The 13,906-nt window shown below is 41.1% G+C and carries 13 protein-coding genes; 10 read left to right on the plus strand and 3 right to left on the minus strand.

Annotation, left to right across the window (positions count from 1 at the left end; translation table 11 throughout):
- Window positions 1-40: 40 nt before the first annotated feature.
- The 3 genes from MTF68_RS19715 to fliD all read left to right on the plus strand — a co-directional run bounded on the left by MTF68_RS19715 (window position 41) and on the right by fliD (window position 3,669).
- Window positions 41-1,567: a flagellin gene (locus MTF68_RS19715; protein ID WP_282448296.1), complete on the plus strand. Its 1,527-nt coding sequence runs from the start codon at window positions 41-43 to the stop codon at window positions 1,565-1,567.
- Window positions 1,568-1,733: 166 nt separating this feature from the next.
- The gene (locus MTF68_RS12545; protein ID WP_248450547.1) at window positions 1,734-2,168 is read left to right on the plus strand and encodes a flagellar protein FlaG; all 435 of its coding nucleotides are present in this window, start codon (window positions 1,734-1,736) and stop codon (window positions 2,166-2,168) included.
- Window positions 2,169-2,229: 61 nt separating this feature from the next.
- Entirely contained in the window at window positions 2,230-3,669 is a 1,440-nt protein-coding gene (gene fliD / locus MTF68_RS12550; RefSeq protein ID WP_248450549.1) for a flagellar filament capping protein FliD, read from the plus strand.
- Window positions 3,670-3,760: 91 nt separating this feature from the next.
- Here the strand turns inward: fliD and MTF68_RS12555 are convergent, their stop codons facing one another.
- Together MTF68_RS12555 and fliS are read right to left on the minus strand one after the other, a co-directional pair.
- Window positions 3,761-4,057 carry a hypothetical protein gene (locus tag MTF68_RS12555; protein WP_248450551.1) on the minus strand — a complete coding sequence of 99 codons (297 nt, stop codon included), beginning with the start codon at window positions 4,055-4,057 and terminating at the stop codon, window positions 3,761-3,763.
- A 4-nt stretch (window positions 4,058-4,061) separates the two neighbouring features.
- Window positions 4,062-4,463: a flagellar export chaperone FliS gene (fliS, locus tag MTF68_RS12560; protein ID WP_058548563.1), complete on the minus strand. Its 402-nt coding sequence runs from the start codon at window positions 4,461-4,463 to the stop codon at window positions 4,062-4,064.
- Window positions 4,464-4,823: 360 nt separating this feature from the next.
- On the opposite strand from fliS, the gene MTF68_RS12565 reads away from it, so the two are divergent.
- Window positions 4,824-6,260: a sigma-54 dependent transcriptional regulator gene (locus MTF68_RS12565; protein WP_054982994.1), complete on the plus strand. Its 1,437-nt coding sequence runs from the start codon at window positions 4,824-4,826 to the stop codon at window positions 6,258-6,260.
- 291 nt (window positions 6,261-6,551) lie between these two features.
- Here the strand turns inward: MTF68_RS12565 and MTF68_RS12570 are convergent, their stop codons facing one another.
- A complete protein-coding gene (locus MTF68_RS12570) occupies window positions 6,552-7,145 on the minus strand; it encodes a DNA-3-methyladenine glycosylase I (RefSeq protein WP_004588286.1) in 594 nt (197 codons plus the stop codon).
- A 132-nt stretch (window positions 7,146-7,277) separates the two neighbouring features.
- Here MTF68_RS12570 and MTF68_RS12575 point away from each other — a divergent pair, with 132 nt between their 5' ends.
- From MTF68_RS12575 to fliH, 6 genes are all read left to right on the plus strand, one after another.
- The gene (locus MTF68_RS12575; RefSeq protein ID WP_064386717.1) at window positions 7,278-8,390 is read left to right on the plus strand and encodes an ATP-binding protein; all 1,113 of its coding nucleotides are present in this window, start codon (window positions 7,278-7,280) and stop codon (window positions 8,388-8,390) included.
- A complete protein-coding gene (locus MTF68_RS12580) occupies window positions 8,387-9,811 on the plus strand; it encodes a sigma-54 dependent transcriptional regulator (protein ID WP_064386716.1) in 1,425 nt (474 codons plus the stop codon). Before MTF68_RS12575 ends, MTF68_RS12580 begins: the two co-directional genes overlap by 4 nt.
- Before the next feature lie 172 nt (window positions 9,812-9,983).
- Window positions 9,984-10,316, plus strand: coding sequence for a flagellar hook-basal body complex protein FliE (gene fliE, locus MTF68_RS12585; RefSeq protein ID WP_004588289.1), 333 nt, complete (start codon window positions 9,984-9,986; stop codon window positions 10,314-10,316).
- A gap of 20 nt (window positions 10,317-10,336) precedes the next feature.
- On the plus strand, window positions 10,337-12,052 hold the full coding sequence (gene fliF / locus MTF68_RS12590) for a flagellar basal-body MS-ring/collar protein FliF (protein WP_004588290.1): 1,716 nt from the start codon (window positions 10,337-10,339) through the stop codon (window positions 12,050-12,052).
- The gene (fliG, locus tag MTF68_RS12595) at window positions 12,045-13,085 is read left to right on the plus strand and encodes a flagellar motor switch protein FliG (protein WP_248462692.1); all 1,041 of its coding nucleotides are present in this window, start codon (window positions 12,045-12,047) and stop codon (window positions 13,083-13,085) included. The genes fliF and fliG overlap by 8 nt, the downstream gene beginning before the upstream one ends.
- A 3-nt stretch (window positions 13,086-13,088) precedes the next feature.
- Window positions 13,089-13,898: a flagellar assembly protein FliH gene (fliH, locus tag MTF68_RS12600; RefSeq protein WP_248462694.1), complete on the plus strand. Its 810-nt coding sequence runs from the start codon at window positions 13,089-13,091 to the stop codon at window positions 13,896-13,898.
- Window positions 13,899-13,906 lie beyond the last annotated feature (8 nt).

The raw sequence follows: 13,906 nt of genomic DNA on the forward strand, positions 1-13,906 counted from the left end.
TCTAAACAGTCACATTACGAAAGTAATCAGGAGTTTTATTATGATTTCAGTAAATACAAATGTATCTTCACTAAACGCTCAACGTAACCTATCTCAATCAGGTTCTGACCTAGCAACGTCAATGGAGCGCTTATCATCAGGTATGCGTATTAACAGCGCAAAAGATGATGCGGCAGGCTTACAAATTTCAAATCGCTTAACATCACAAGTTAATGGTTTAGCAGTAGCTCAGCGTAACGCCAATGACGGTATCTCAATGGCGCAAACTGCAGAAGGTGCGATGCAAGAGTCGACTAATATTTTGCAGCGTATGCGTGAGCTTGCTCTGCAATCGGCAAATGGTTCAAACTCTGCTGATGATAGAGAAGCGCTTCAAAAAGAAGTATCAGCATTACAAACAGAGTTGACACGAATTGCGGAAACTACTTCGTTTGGTGGGCAGCAGCTATTAGATGGGTCTTATGGTACAAAGGCTTTTCAAGTGGGTGCAAATGCAAATGAAACAATTAATTTATCACTTTCAAGCGTTGCTGCAGATGAAATAGGCACAAACCAAACAACATTACAATCAGCAGCGGCTAACGGTTTTGGTCAAGCTGAAGCGGGAGCTACACTCCCCACAAATGCTATTACTGCAACTGATAAGTACACTATAACAGGGCGCGATGGTAAGGATGTTGAAGTTACCCTTGATGCTAATTCAAGTGCTCGCTCTGCGGCAGAGAAGATTAATGGTTTAACAGACAGCACTGGGGTGGATGCATTGGCTAAAACACAGGCTAAAGTTGCATTTGCTGGTAGCTTATCAACAGATGATACTATGAGTTTTGACTTGAATGCTGGTGGAACATCTACAGCTGTTTCGTTTACTGCAAGCGGTACTGTCTCTGATGATTTAAGTGCTCTATCTCAAGCAATAAATAAAGATTCAGCTAAACATGGTGTTTCCGCTTCTATAGAAAATAATGAACTTATCTTATCAAACGATAAAGGTGAAGACATAACGATAGAGAATTTAGACGTTGTCGATAATGCTTCGGCGCAAGTTGCCGGCGCAGGTTTAACTTTAAATGGTTTGGATTACAAGGGGAATGCATCAAATCCAGCAGTAACGGCATCGGTGACATCGGATGGCGATAACGCAGCGCGTGTAATGGGTTCTTTACAGTTTAACTCATCAGAGTCGTTCAAAATTGAAGCAAGTGCAGCTACAATGGCCACAGCTGCTAACACTGCTTATACAAGCGAAGTTGTTAGCATCGATGAGGTAGATATTGGAACGCAATCTGGTTCTCAGGATGCTTTGGCTATAATCGATAACGCAATAGCTAATATTGACGCTCAACGCGCTGACTTAGGTGCGATTCAAAACCGTTTTGACCATACTATTAGTAACCTTGCAAACATCTCTGAAAATGTATCTGCATCACGTAGCCGTATTCAAGATACAGATTTTGCAACTGAAACAGCAGAAATGACTAAAAACCAAATTTTGCAACAAGCTGGTACGTCAATTTTATCGCAAGCGAATCAGTTACCACAAACAGCACTTAGCTTATTAGGTTAATAAGTTAAACGTTATAGCTTAATGAATAGCTAGCTAGTACATAAAGTCAGTATTAGTTTTAAAACAAGGAGGTGGCTTTAGCTACCTCCTTTTGTGGTTTAAGGGTATAAATTAAGCTATTGTTAGTTTAATAACTATACAAGTTCGGCAAAGTTTAGGAGGCGTTATGAACACCATTACTTCAAACGCAGAAGTTACGATAGCATCAACATCTTTAACTGGTGAAGATAAACAAGTAGGGCAGTCTGGAGCGACATTGACTCAGCGCGCTGTTGATGACGTAAATAAAACGGATGAACAAGGCTCGCAAAACCAGTTAAACAATCACTATACGCAGCAAAGCTCTGAGGGCAATAGTTCACAAAACCAACAACTTGAGCGTGAACAGCTTGAAAAAGTGGCGCAACAATTGCAGGAGTTTATGGGAGAGATGAGCCGTAGTTTGCAATTTCAAGTTGATGAAGACTCAGGCCGTGACGTTATTAAAATTCTCGATAAAACCAGTGGCGATGTAATTAAGCAATACCCTTCGGAAGAAGTATTAAGCTTAGTGTCAAAGCTTTCTGAATCTGCGGGTATTTTAATTGATCAAACTGTTTAGCGGCTATTGTTACTCGTGTATTTAGAGTTAGCTTATTTTAAGGTGTTTAAAGAGGTGAAGTATGTCTATTTCGTTTAATGGTTTGGGCTCTGGCTTAGCTGTATCAGACATTGTTGATGCATTAGTGAATGCTGAGCAGGCCCCTGCTGAGGCTCGTTTAAATACTACTGAAAGTAACTTAACTACAGATATATCAGCTGCAGGCGCATTAAAATCTGCTTTAGAGCAGGTGCAAACGGCTATGGAAGCATTAGGCGATAGTGATAACTACCAAAAGCGTAGTACGTCTGGTAATGATGACTTTATATCAATTAGTGCAGATGAAGACGCCCAACCAGGAAGCTATAACGTAAAAGTTGATGCATTAGCGCAAGCTCATAAATTGTCATCTCCTGCATTTGCTGCCGATGAGGCAATTGGCGCCGGTGTAATTACAATTGGCTCTGGTGAAAACAGTTTTTCCACTGTTCTGTCTGCAACTAATACCTTAGAAGATTTACGCGACCAAATTAATAACGGCCCCTTTACGGGCAGCGATAGTAATGACTCGGTTGTGGCGACTATAGTAACCAGTGATGATGGCCAGCATTTAGTACTTACTAGTAAAGAAACTGGTGAAGACAATGCAATTACTATTACCGTACAAGATGACGATGGTAATAATACTGACACTGGTGGGCTCTCACGGTTAGCTTACGATGTATCTGACGCAGACCCGCTAAACCATACTACAAACCTAACAGAAGTAAACGCTGCACAAAATGCACAAATAACTATTGATGGCACATTAACGGTATCAAGCAATACTAATGAATTTAGCAATGTAATTGATGGCGTGGATATCACCGCAAAAAAATTGCATGATGCCGACGATGATATGAGCGATATATCAGTCACTGAAAATAATAATAATATACAAGCAGGTTTAAATAGCTTTATCACTAGTTACAACGAACTGTTAGAGCTTAGTAATAATTTAGGTGCATCAGGTGAAAGTGGCGCTGGTGTAATGGCGGGAGATTCACTACTTCGTGGTGTTATGTCAAAACTGCGTAGTGAAATAACTGAGTCGGTCGATTTAGGTGATGGTAATTCATTATCACTTTCACAATTAGGTGTTGAAACAGACCGCTATGGTGTTTTATCACTCAATACTGAAACACTAAACGAGCAAATAGATTCAGACGTAGATTTAGTACAGCAGTTTTTTGTGGGTAGTGATGAAGATGAGGGCGGCTTTGCCCAGTCTTTTGATGACTTAATGAGCTTTTATACAGATTCCGATGGTATTATTCAAAACCGTATAGACAGTAAAACAAATCAACTAGAAGATATCGATGACCAACGACTTAGCCTTGCCAGCAAGATGGAGTCGTTATCAGACAGGTTATATGCTCAATATAATGCCATGGATTTACTGGTAGCGAGCCTCAACTCTACAAGTAGTTATGTGCAAGCACAGCTTGAAAATATGCCTGGCGTGGTGAGTAACAATTCATAACCAGTAAAATTCGTTAGGCCTATAAAAAAACCGTTTTATAAACGGTTTTTTTATGCTTAATTAAGTTTAAATAGCGCTGTGCGATACTTAGTTAAACTGATTTGTAGGCAGAGATAGCTTTACCTGATTTTTTTTGCTTAATTATGGCTTTTGATGATTCGTTCTTTTTAGCCATTGCTTGCTTGCTTATAGTGTTAATAGCAGCTTGAATAGCCTCTAATTCTTGAGCTTTTGGCGGGGCATCACTTTCGCACCAGTTTTTAAGCTCAATATTTAAAGTATCCATACTAGGTTTAGCTTCATCAGCTTTATTGCTTTGTACTAATGCTTCAATATTATTAAGCAGCTCATTAATATGCTTTGCTTTAGCTGAAAGGCTTTGACCCATAGCCTTATACCGCAGGGCTGCGTTGATCTGCTGGAATACTATCCCAGCCTTCTTTTATTTCTTTAATGATGCTTGAAACTTCAACAACTGCTTCAATATCATTATTTATATTAGCTTGAGTTAACTTACGTTGGCAGTAAGCGTATAACGCCAATAAATTATCAGAAATACTAGGATCTTGTTCTACTTCTAAGTTAAGCGCATCTTGCAGTGCACCTAATAATAAAATGCATGCTGAGAGGTTTTCGCCTTTTTTTTCTATTTCTTTGCGTTCAATAAAACCCTTAGTAGCGGCTAAGCGACCAATAATATTACTAAAAATAAGGTTTATTTGTTCATACGGCGCCATTTCTGCAATGTTACTTGCACGAACTTGACTGTATTTTTTCAGTGAGACATGTGCCATGGGAAAATCCTAAAATTTAACTACTAAAATTATGTAAAACTAATATCAAAACAAAAGCAATATTAATGCCAAACGTTTTACTATCGTATAGTTATCGGCACTGCTGCTTTCAACTTAAGTAAATAATAGCTTATATATTTCGTATAATGGGTAATTTGTCCTTTAAAATTTTAGTAAGCTTTTATATTGGGTTTATATAAACTGATACTTAATGATTAATTCTTAAGTATGATTGATTTTACTAATCCGTCTATTTTTTGGCGTTTATGTCAAAAAACCGCCGCTATTACTTGCATCCATTCAGATCTCGCTTACAATTTAGCTAATAAAATAAATTAGTGAAATTATGGCTCGCTAACTATGATCTTGATTTTAGATAATAATAATAACCGTGCAATAGGATTAAATGCATCGCTTACCTTTATTGGGGAAGCTGTGCAGTTACTTGACGAAAGTGATTTTGAGCAAGTATCTAGTAAGTATCAACAACAAGAATGCATTGTTATTTTAGGTGCATTGCAAGGCTTAGATCATGAAAGCTTAATTAAGCGTTTTCCAACCCTGCCTTTTTTACTGATTGGTGAAACACTCAAGCCCTTATTAAGTATTGCTAATGTAGTGGGCTTAATTTGTGAGCCGTTTAATCACGAAGTAACCACACAGTTATTACACGACTGCCAACAGTACCAACGTATGTTGCCTGGGAGCCACAAGCAGCATAAACCACACAAAACATTTGATGGTTTAGTTGGCGAAACTGATGCAGTTAAAAACGTACGCTTTTTAATTGAGCAAGTGGCTAAAACCGATGCAAACGTGCTTATTTTAGGCGAATCGGGTACAGGTAAAGAGGTGGTTGCGCGTAACGTCCATTTATTATCTAAACGCAATACGGGGCCGTTTGTACCAGTAAACTGTGGTGCTATTCCTGGAGAGTTGCTCGAAAGCGAGCTATTCGGTCACGAAAAAGGGGCGTTTACCGGCGCTATTTCTGCACGTAAAGGACGCTTTGAATTGGCTCAAGGCGGTACGCTATTTTTAGATGAAATTGGCGATATGCCGCTGCAAATGCAAGTAAAGTTATTGCGTGTATTACAAGAGCGCAGCTACGAGCGTGTAGGTGGCACAAAAGCGATTCAAGCAGATGTACGGGTGATTGCCGCTACTCATCGCAACCTTGAGGAAATGATTGAAAAGGGCAGCTTTAGGGAAGATTTATATTACCGTTTAAACGTGTTTCCTATTGAAAACCCGTCTCTTAATGAGCGTGCAGACGACATACCTTTATTACTTAAAGAGTTAATGCGTCGTGTGAATGAGCAAAGTGGTACGTCGGCTAAATTTACAGAGCGCGCGGTAGAGAGCCTAAAAGAGCATGCTTGGCCTGGTAATATTCGAGAGCTTGCTAATTTAGTGGAGCGCATGGTGATTATGTTCCCTGAAAAAGTAGTGGATGTACCCGATTTACCCAATAAATATCGCTACATCGAGGTAGACGCATACGAGCCAGAATACCCTGAAGAGCTACTTGAAAAAGATGCCTTTAACGATATTTTTAGCTCAGGCTTTAGCGATTATGATAATGAACCAGAGCCTGAATTTAGCCAACCGGGATCTGGCGTATTACCTGAAGAGGGTATAGAGCTTAAAGATTATTTAGCAGAGCTTGAAATAAGCTTAATTACCCAAGCGTTAGAGCGTTTTGATTACGTTGTTGCGCGCGCCGCAGAAATATTAGGTGTAAGGCGTACTACGCTTGTCGAAAAAATGAAAAAGTACAATCTATCGCGAGATTAACAGTATGCAAATGGTGAAAGACTTTTCGTTATTTATTATTCATTTTTGAGGAATTAATTTACGGGCTTTGCCCGTCACGCAAGCAAGCTTCGCGTTTACAAGATAAACGCAAACTTAAACTTTGGCGGTAGACGCAAAGCTTGCTCGCGTAAAAAGCGCAGCTTTTAATTACTTAACCCCCCAAAAAACGAGATCAAATGAGAAACCACAATTAACTTACACGTTACTTCTCAAAAGCGAAGCGTCTCTTCACCTTTTTATGAACAGATCACTTTTATGCTGATAAATCACTTATTCACTAAACGCCTTTATAATTTCTTCTTTTCTAAAACAATCATTACTGTGATCGTTTACCATGCCACAGGCCTGCATATGTGCGTATACCGTTGTAGGGCCCAAAAATTTAAAACCTCGTTTTTTTAAATCCTTTGCAAACGCTTTTGACTCCTCGGTAATTGCAGGGGTATCTTCAACACTATTTAAATCACTAATAATTGGTTTATTGCCCACAAATTGCCATTGGTAATTACTAAAGCTGCCAAATTCTTTTTGAATCTCAATAAACCGTTGAGCATTATTAACGGTGGCAGCAATTTTTAAGCGGTTCCGCACTATGCTCTCATCTTGCATTAGCCGTTCTATATCATCGGCTGTAAAGTTAGCCACTTTTTGCACATTAAAATTAGCAAATGCTTTTTTATAGCCTGCGCGCTTTTTTAAAATGGTGTACCAACTTAAGCCCGCTTGCGCCGACTCGAGGGTAATAAATTCAAATAATTTCGTATCGTCATAAAGGGGGACTCCCCATTCTTCATCATGGTATTTCACATAATCAGGCTTTGTGGCGTCGAGCCATGCACAACGGCATTTATTTTGCTCACTCATTATTATTCCTTTTAGTGTGCGTCATTTTTTTGTTACGCGATATTGTAAGGTAACTAAATGAAAAATATATAAAATAATATTGGTATAAATTGTGCATTTAGCCCTGTATCTACATCATTAAGAGATTTGATTATGGCCCTTGCGAGTGTACTTAAACCACAGTTTATTACTGCAAAACAGTATAACCCATGTTTACTTCAAGAAGAGTACATTGGTGAATTAAGTGATTTAAGACAGCAGGCAAGTTGGCTGTCGCACTTAGTTGATACCATGCCTGCGGGTGTTGTAGTGCTTGATGGCAAAGGGCTTATTGCAAAAGCCAATCAAATAGCGATTGATATGTTAGGCGAGCCGCTCGAAGGAGAGAAGTGGTTTAACATTATTCAGCGCTCTTTTCGTCCCCACCAAGATGATGGACATGAAGTGTCGCTCAAAGATGGGCGCCTTATAAAGCTTGATATTACTGCGCTAGCGCCAGAGCCTGGGCAATTAATATTAATGACAGATTTAACAGAAACGCGCCGTTTGCAAAAGCGCGTAGCCCATATGCAGCGCCTAAGCGCGTTAGGTAAAATGGTGGCTTCGCTTGCGCACCAAGTGCGTACACCGCTTTCGGCGGCTATGTTATACGCGGCCAATTTGGGCTCTAAAAAGCTACCAGAGTCATCACGCGATAACTTTCAAACTAAGTTAATGTCGCGTTTAAAAGATTTAGAAACCCAAGTTAACGATATGCTACTTTTTGCCAAAAGCGGCGAGCAACAAGTGGTTGAACAGGTTTCTATGCAGCAGCTTTTAAACGAGGTAAAACTAGGTGCCGATGCAATGGTGGCCTTAAATAACAGCTCACTTGTTGTTGAGCTACCAGAGCCAGACATAGAAATTACCGGTAATAAAACCGCGCTGGCCAGTGCTATTCAAAACCTTATTCACAATAGTATCCAAATTATTGGCAGCCAAGCCCTGGTGACATTGAAAGCGCAGCGCGATAGCAGCGAACCCGATACCGTGCGTATTAGCGTATGCGATAACGGCCCTGGTGTAGAGTTGAGCCAAATAGAGAAAATTTTTGAACCGTTTTATACCACAAAAAGCCAAGGTACAGGGCTTGGGCTTGCTGTTGTAAGCTCTGTGGCTAATGCGCATCAAGGACGTGTTGAAGTGGTTAATAATGCCAATGGTGGTGCATGTTTTAGTTTATTGCTGCCCATATGCACGGCCTCAACGCAGGAGAAAACAGCATGAGTAATACAATACTAGTGGTTGAAGATGATGCAGGTTTAAGAGAAGCACTCATAGACACGTTAGAAATGTCGGGTATTGCCTGTGTTGCAGCCGATAGTGCTGAGCAAGCCATGATCCAATTAAAAAAATCTGAGTTTTCATTAGTGGTCAGTGACGTGCAAATGGGCGCGATGAGCGGCCTAGATTTACTTAGAAGCATTAAGCTTAACTACCCAGATCTCCCCGTATTAATGATGACTGCCTATGCAACGATTGATGATGCAGTAGAGGCAATGCGCTTAGGCGCAATTGATTATATGGCTAAACCATTTGCCCCTGAGGTGCTTTTAAATATGGTTAGTCGGTATTTACCCGAAAAGCCAAAAGACACTGACGGCCCAATTGTTGCCGACCCAAGCAGTATTGCGCTTTTAGAACTGGCGAGCAAAGTGGCGCGCTCAGATGCAAGTGTTATGGTGCTAGGCCCTAGTGGCTCTGGTAAAGAAGTGTTAGCGCGCTACATTCACGATAAATCAAACCGATGCGATGCGCCTTTTGTGGCAATAAACTGTGCGGCTATTCCCGAAAACATGCTTGAAGCCACTTTATTTGGCTACGAAAAAGGCGCGTTTACCGGTGCAATACAAGCATGCCCAGGTAAATTTGAACAAGCCCAAGGCGGCACCATATTACTTGATGAAATAACCGAAATGGACTTGGGGCTGCAAGCTAAGCTATTACGGGTATTGCAAGAGCGTGAAGTTGAGCGTTTAGGTGCCCGAAAAACAATTTCACTCGATGTAAGAGTACTCGCAACCAGTAACCGCGACCTAAAAGAAGCCGTTGCAGATAATCAATTTAGAGAAGACTTATATTATCGCTTAAATGTATTTCCTCTAATGTGGCGACCGCTTTGTGATCGCCCAGGGGATATAATTGTATTGGCTAAGCATTTAATAGAGCGCCATTTAGTTAAAAGTAAAGAGCCGCTAGCAACGCTTGATAGTGCCGCTGAACAAAAATTACTAAGCCATGCATGGCCTGGTAATGTACGCGAGCTTGATAATGTAATTCAACGTGCGCTTATTTTGCGAACGGGCAATGTAATTGGCGAACAGGCCATTTTTATTGAAAACTTAATGCAAGCGCCAATTAACAGTACGCCTACACAGGAGATAGCGCCTGAACAAGCGAACACTCCCAGTGGCGCGTATTATGATGACAAAATAACGCCTGCAGAGGCGAGTAGCTCTCTGCCTAGTGTTGATACTGGCAGCTATAAAGATGAGCTAAAAGATAAAGAGCATAAAATAATATTAGAGACCCTAGCGCGCTGCCAAGGCAAACGTAAAGATGTTGCACAAACACTTGGGATCAGTCCGCGTACTTTACGTTATAAACTAGCGCAAATGCGCGATTTAGGTATTTCGCTGCCCGCATAACTTTATCCCTTTCTTCTATATAACCCTAAACTAACCACGCTTAGTTTAGGGTTGTCAAATCTCTGACTCTTAAAAATAATAGTTAACCTTATGTAATTAAAGGTTTATTTTTATGGCACACTTTGTGCTTTATTCCCTTTATGAACGTTAACTGCATTTGCCAGAGAAAATTATGAAAATTCAAAACAGCGCGCTATTTCAAGAAATGCAATCAATGGCTTTAGAAGCAGGCCATACAAATCAAATCAATAAGCTACCTACTCAAGCTCAGCCAACATCGTCTGCTCAATTTGGTGACTTACTAAGTGATGCATTAAACACGGTTAATGGCTTACAACAAGATGCTAAACAAAAAGTAGTGGCTGTTGAAATGGGTGATAGAAGTGTATCGCTTGCTGAGGCAATGATTGCCTCACAAAAATCGTCAGTGGCATTTGAGGCTACAGTACAAGTAAGAAATAAACTTGTTGAGTCATACCAAGAAATTATGAACATGCCTGTTTAAGTAGGTAGTGGAGAATTATTGTGGCGCAATCTAATCAATCAACAGATCTTGCTCTTGCTGGCGGCGGTATTGACCAAAGCGAAGATAACGAGCAACAAGAACAAAAGTCGGGCTACTTAAGCGCCTTAAATGGTGTTGATGTGCTTCGCCAAGTCACCCTTATTATTGCGCTGGCTATTTGTTTAGCTATTGCCATATTTGTGATTATTTGGGCACGTCAGCCAGACATGCGCCCACTTGGTAAAATGCCAACAGAGGAGCTGATCCAAACCCTTGATTTTTTAGATGCACAAAAAATTGACTACGAGCTAGACGGCAACGTAATTTCGGTTGATGAAAGTGAGTATCAAAACATTAAATTGCTAATGGCCCGTGAAGGCCTAGAGCAAGGTCCTACCTCAGGCACCGATATCATAATGCAAGATATGGGCTTTGGTGTTAGCCAACGATTAGAGCGTGAACGTTTAAAACATGGCCGCGAGCAACAACTTGCCCGCACCATAGAAGAATTAAACAACGTAACACGCGCTAAAGTTTTATTAGCCATTCCAAAAGAAAACGTATTTGCACGCAGAGAAAAAAAGCCATCAGCCACAGTGGTATTGACTCTTAAGCGCGGCAGAATGCTTGATGGCGAGGAGATTGACTCAGTGGTTGATATGATTGCCTCTGCAGTACAAGGGCTTGAGCCTTCACGTGTAACGGTAACAGATCAAAACGGCCGCTTACTTAATTCAGGCTCGCAAGACTCATTAGCAGCACGCTCTCGTAAAGAGTACGACATTGAAAGAAAGCGTGAGCAAGAGTATTTAGAAAAAATAGACAGTATTCTTATTCCTGTAGTTGGCTTGGGTAACTACACGGCGCAAGTTGATTTAAACATGGACTTTAGCTCAGTAGAAGAAACACAAAAGCGCTACAACCCAGACCTACCAGCAGTAAGAAGCGAAACCACATTTGAAGAGAACAACATTGGTGGCTTAGCGGTAGGTATTCCTGGGGCACTTACTAATCAACCACCTATGAATTCAACTATTCCAGAAGTAGCAGGTCAAGGCAATGCTGGTACAGCAACGAACCCAAGCCGAGTGCATAAAGAGGCTACACGTAACTTTGAGCTAGACACCACCATTTCGCATAAGCGCCAACAAACAGGGGTTATTCGCAGAATTAGCGTCTCGGTTGCCGTTGATTATGTGCCAAAAGTAGGTGAAAACGGCGAAACAACCATGGCGCCGCGCTCGGTAGAGGCTTTGTCAAATATACGTCGCCTATTACAAGGTGGGGTAGGTTTTGATATGCAACGCGGCGATGCATTAGAGGTGGTAACCGTACCATTTGTACGCGAAGCAGTTGATTTAGATTTAGAAGTACCGCTGTGGGAGCAGGACTGGTTTATGAAAATCGTCCGCTTAGTACTGGGTGCGCTGGTTATTATTGTGCTTATTATGGCAGTTGTTAAGCCTATGCTTAAACGCTTAATATACCCAGATGATACGCTCGAAGAGTATGATGAAGATGCATTAAGCTCTGGGGTGGATATTGGCGATAGCACGCTAGATATGCTAAATAAAGACTTTGATTCTGCTTCTGTAGGCTTCTCAAGCGATGGTACACTACAGCTGCCAGATTTACATGGCGACGAAGATTTGCTTAAAGCGGTAAGAGCACTTGTAGCGAACGAACCTGAACTATCATCACAAGTAGTGAAAGCGTGGTTAACAGAAGATGACTGATCAAGAACAAAAACAACTCCCGCCAGCGTTTGATGTTGACAAGTTAGATGGCGTAGATAAAGCTGCAATTCTTTTGTTGAGTTTATCTGAAGAAGATGCAGCGCAAATACTTAAACACTTAGAGCCTAAGCAAGTGCAAAAAGTGGGGATGGCAATGGCTGCGCTAGATGACTTGTCACAATCTAAAATAAGCGCAGTTCACAATTTATTTATAGAACAAATACAAAGCTTTAGTACAATTGGCTTCCAGTCAGAAGACTTTATTAAAAAGGCGCTTACCGCCGCATTAGGTGAAGATAAAGCAGCTAGTTTAATCGACCAAATTGTAATGGGCTCGGGCGCTAAAGGCTTAGATTCACTTAAATGGATGGACTCAAAGCAAGTTGCCAATATTATTCGTAATGAGCACCCGCAAATTCAAACTATTGTTTTATCGTATTTAGAGCCTGAGCAATCGGCAGAAATCTTAGCGCAATTTCCTGAAAAAGTGCGCCTAGATTTAACTATGCGTATTGCTAATCTTGAAGAAGTGCAACCTGCAGCATTGCAAGAACTTAACGAGATTATGGAAAAACAATTTGCCGGCCAAGCAGGCGCACAAGCCGCTAAAATGGGTGGCTTAAAAGCCGCGGCAGATATCATGAACTACCTAGATACAAATATAGAAGGGCAGTTGATGGACTCTATTCGTGAACACGATGAAGAAATGTCTCAGCAAATTCAAGATCTTATGTTTGTATTTGAAAACCTTTTGGATGTGGATGACCGCGGTATTCAAGCCATACTGCGTGAAGTACAGCAAGACGTACTAATGAAAGCCATTAAAGGGACTGATGAAGCGCTTAAAGATAAAATTTTGGGTAATATGTCTAAACGTGCTGCCGAAATGCTTGCCGATGATTTAGAGGCAATGGCACCGGTTAGAATAAGTGAAGTAGAAGCTGCCCAAAAAGAAGTGCTTTCAACAGCAAGGCGTCTATCTGACTCGGGTGAAGTTCAGCTAGGCGGCGGCGGTGGCGAGGAGTTCCTGTAAGCTATGTCTAAATTAAAAGGTCGCCCTTTACATGCAGATGATGCTGATGAGCTTTTAAAAAACTGGCCAATACCTGACGTTGCTCCTGATGAGCGTAGTTTTGGCAATCGTTCAACGGCTTTTGGCACACCGCTTTCTGATTTGTATAAAAAAGAAGTTGAAGAAGAAGCAGTAGAAGACACTCAGCCGCAAGAGCCTGAACTGCCTTCGTTAACTATGGCTGAGCTTGAGCGCATTAGGCAAGATGCTTATGAGGAAGGCTTAAAGCAAGGGCACGAACAAGGCTACATAGATGGCTTTGAAAAAGGGGTTGGTGAGGGCAAAGAAGCAGGCTATAAAGAAGGCGTAGAGCTTGGTAAAACACAAGGCCAAGAAGACGTTAAGCCGTTAATAGAAGAGCAGTTAACCAGCTTGCGTAGCATAATCGACAACCTCAGCGCTCCGCTTGATAAAGTGGACGAACTGGCAGAAAAGCACTTAGTGCAATTAGCGGTTATGCTGGCAGAAGCTATAACCTATCAAGAAATTAAAACATCGCCCGATGTTATTTTACATACGCTTAAAAAAAGCATAGATGCATTAAATACTGAGCAAGAAAAAGTTCGTGTGCATTTAAACCCAGATGACTTAGAACTGGTAAAGCAAAGCTATGGTGAGCAAACTATTGCAGGTAATAATTGGCAGCTAATTGCAGAACCCACACTCGAGCGCGGCGGTTGCGAAGTTAAAACGCCACAATCGTCTTTAGATATGACCCTAAAAACCCGTGTCAAAGAAACGTTGGATAGCTTTTTGCATAATAGCGGTATCTAATCTTTTTT

Source organism: Pseudoalteromonas sp. 2CM37A (genome assembly GCF_023161885.1).
GTDB classification, from domain to species: Bacteria; Pseudomonadota; Gammaproteobacteria; order Enterobacterales; family Alteromonadaceae; genus Pseudoalteromonas; species Pseudoalteromonas atlantica.

Bases quoted from the DNA above. Each gene is read 5' to 3' on its own strand.
- fliS (WP_058548563.1), bottom strand. From the start codon at position 4,463: ATGGCACATGTCTCACTGAAAAAATACAGTCAAGTTCGTGCAAGTAAC.
- fliH (WP_248462694.1), top strand. From the start codon at position 13,089: ATGTCTAAATTAAAAGGTCGCCCTTTACATGCAGATGATGCTGATGAG.
- MTF68_RS19715 (WP_282448296.1), top strand. From the start codon at position 41: ATGATTTCAGTAAATACAAATGTATCTTCACTAAACGCTCAACGTAAC.
- fliD (WP_248450549.1), top strand. From the start codon at position 2,230: ATGTCTATTTCGTTTAATGGTTTGGGCTCTGGCTTAGCTGTATCAGAC.
- MTF68_RS12575 (WP_064386717.1), top strand. From the start codon at position 7,278: ATGGCCCTTGCGAGTGTACTTAAACCACAGTTTATTACTGCAAAACAG.
- MTF68_RS12565 (WP_054982994.1), top strand. From the start codon at position 4,824: ATGATCTTGATTTTAGATAATAATAATAACCGTGCAATAGGATTAAAT.
- MTF68_RS12570 (WP_004588286.1), bottom strand. From the start codon at position 7,145: ATGAGTGAGCAAAATAAATGCCGTTGTGCATGGCTCGACGCCACAAAG.
- MTF68_RS12545 (WP_248450547.1), top strand. From the start codon at position 1,734: ATGAACACCATTACTTCAAACGCAGAAGTTACGATAGCATCAACATCT.
- fliG (WP_248462692.1), top strand. From the start codon at position 12,045: ATGACTGATCAAGAACAAAAACAACTCCCGCCAGCGTTTGATGTTGAC.
- fliE (WP_004588289.1), top strand. From the start codon at position 9,984: ATGAAAATTCAAAACAGCGCGCTATTTCAAGAAATGCAATCAATGGCT.
- MTF68_RS12580 (WP_064386716.1), top strand. From the start codon at position 8,387: ATGAGTAATACAATACTAGTGGTTGAAGATGATGCAGGTTTAAGAGAA.
- MTF68_RS12555 (WP_248450551.1), bottom strand. From the start codon at position 4,057: ATGGGTCAAAGCCTTTCAGCTAAAGCAAAGCATATTAATGAGCTGCTT.